At 62.0% G+C, this 2047-nt stretch carries 2 protein-coding genes and 1 pseudogene; all 3 read left to right on the top strand.

The annotated features are described in order from the left end of the window. Window positions 1-147 precede the first annotated feature (147 nt). The gene (locus IEW00_RS17355; RefSeq protein WP_229737130.1) at window positions 148-1038 is read left to right on the top strand and encodes an ArdC family protein; all 891 of its coding nucleotides are present in this window, start codon (window positions 148-150) and stop codon (window positions 1036-1038) included. Continuing rightward, window positions 1035-1283 carry an RNA polymerase sigma factor gene (locus tag IEW00_RS17350; protein WP_188515689.1) on the top strand — a complete coding sequence of 83 codons (249 nt, stop codon included), beginning with the start codon at window positions 1035-1037 and terminating at the stop codon, window positions 1281-1283. The genes IEW00_RS17355 and IEW00_RS17350 overlap by 4 nt, the downstream gene beginning before the upstream one ends. 54 nt (window positions 1284-1337) lie before the next feature. Continuing rightward, window positions 1338-2000 (top strand): annotated as a pseudogene (locus tag IEW00_RS17345) (nucleotidyltransferase); the annotation flags it as partial. Window positions 2001-2047: the final 47 nt, after the last annotated feature.

The following is a 2047-nucleotide window of genomic DNA, read 5'->3' as shown; positions in this document are numbered from 1 at the left end:
CCAGCGCGCAACCCGCGTTGCGGGTCCTACACATGCGTTGCGGTGCCTGCGGCATGCGCGCCGTCTGTTGCAGCGTGGCTGCCAGCTCTTCTTCGCCGCCCCCCAGCGCCCCTTCCGGGCCGGGGCCGGATGGAAGGAGACAAGACCATGGAACACACTACCACCCGTAACAGCCTCTATACTGAGGTCACACACCGCATCATCGCCGAGCTCGAGCAGGGACGACTTCCCTGGGTCCAGCCCTGGGACACATCACTTTGCGGCTGCACCATGCCGCACAACGCAGCGACAGACAGGCGCTACTCGGGCATCAATGTCCTGATCCTCTGGGCCGAAGTCGTCATGAGGGGCTACGGCTCCCAGCGCTGGCTGACCTATCGCCAGGCGCAAGCCGCTGGCGGCAATGTCCGCAAAGGCGAGAAGGGCACCACTGTCTGCTACGCCGACCGGTTCACGCCCAAGACAGAAGCCGAACAGGCACGCGGTGAAGACCGCGAAGCCAGGACCGTTGCTTTCCTCAAGCGGTTCACGGTGTTCAACATCGACCAGTGCGAAGGTGTGCCCGAGGACATGACCGCAGCGCCCGTTGCGAGTGATCCGGTGCTCGCCATTGCCGAAGCCGATGCCATCATCACCGCCAGCGGGGCCACGTTCAACATCGGCGGCGATGCTGCCTTCTACAGCCCGGTGCACGACTTCGTGCAGGTGCCGCCGCAAGCGGCCTATCACGAACCGATCAACTGGTACCGGACCGCACTGCATGAGCTCGGTCACTGGACTGGCCATGCCAACAGGCTGGACCGCGATCAGAAGGGCAGCTTCGGCTCTGCTCCCTATGCCCGTGAAGAGCTTGTCGCCGAGATGGCAGCAGCGTTCACCTGCGCATCGCTCGGCATCGCACCGACCGTCCGCCATAGTGATTACATCGCCTCCTGGCTCACCGTCCTGCGCGAAGATGACAAGGCCATCTTTCGCGCCGCGAGCGCGGCCAGCAAGGCCGCAGATTATCTGCTGGCCTTCACGGGAGACGCAGCATGAGCCCGCGTCTGTCCCGAGCCGAAAGGCGACAGCTGCGCCGCGCCGAACGTGCCGTCGACAACATGTCGCCGATGCAGCGCGAGATCTTTCTCGGCATCCGCGTCGATGAGCTCAGCTATGCAGAGCTTGCAACGCTGCACGGAATTACCGTCACGCAAGTCGAGCAGCACTTTGCAGGCGCGCTGCGCATTCTCGATCGGCACATGCACGAACGCCACCACAAGTGGTGGCAGTTCTGGCGATGATCGCCAGCTTCCACCTTGCCAATCGACCCGTGCATCTACAGGGTAAAAAGCACCATGCGAACCGACCTAGACCATCTTCCTGCAAACAAGCAGCGCGAGCTAGAGCGCGTAAAGCAGATCATCTTCGAAGAGTTCGAGGATGCCCTGGCGCTGGCTACGCATCAGTGGAAGAAAAAGGGCCGGATCGAAAAGCTGATCCTTTACGGGAGCTACGCGCGCGGCGGCTGGGTTGATGAGCCGCATACGGCCAAGGGCTATCGCTCCGACTTCGATCTGCTGATCATCGTCAACGACAAGCGGCTGACCGAGCGTGTGGATTACTGGCTGAAGCTCGAGGACCGGCTGATCCGCGAGCTTGCAATCGACCGCACGCTGCACACGCCGGTCAACTTCATCGTCCACACCTTGCAGGAGGTGAACGATGGCCTCGCGCATGGGCGCTACTTCTTTATGGACGTGGCAAAGGATGGCATCGCGCTGCACGAGGCGGACGAGCGGGCGCTGCACACGCCCAAGCCGAAGACGCCCGAGCAAGCGCTGGCCATGGCGCAGGAGTATTTTGCTGAGTGGATTCCTGCCGCTGAAGACTTTTCGGAGAGCGCAAAGCACCTGATTGGCAAGGGGCGATACAAGCGCGCCGCGTTCTTGATGCACCAAGCCACTGAAAGCCTCTACCATACCGTGCTGCTGGTGTGCACTTTCTACACGCCGCATATGTGGACGGCCCCTCGCTTACAAGGTTCAAGCAGCAGCTGATCGGATGG

Source organism: Blastomonas aquatica (assembly GCF_014639875.1).
GTDB lineage: Bacteria > Pseudomonadota > Alphaproteobacteria > Sphingomonadales > Sphingomonadaceae > Blastomonas > Blastomonas aquatica.
Note: the sequence above shows the minus strand (reverse complement) of the source record. Positions and strands in the feature narration are given on the sequence as shown.

Bases quoted from the DNA above. Each gene is read 5' to 3' on its own strand.
- IEW00_RS17355 (WP_229737130.1), top strand. From the start codon at position 148: ATGGAACACACTACCACCCGTAACAGCCTCTATACTGAGGTCACACAC.
- IEW00_RS17350 (WP_188515689.1), top strand. From the start codon at position 1,035: ATGAGCCCGCGTCTGTCCCGAGCCGAAAGGCGACAGCTGCGCCGCGCC.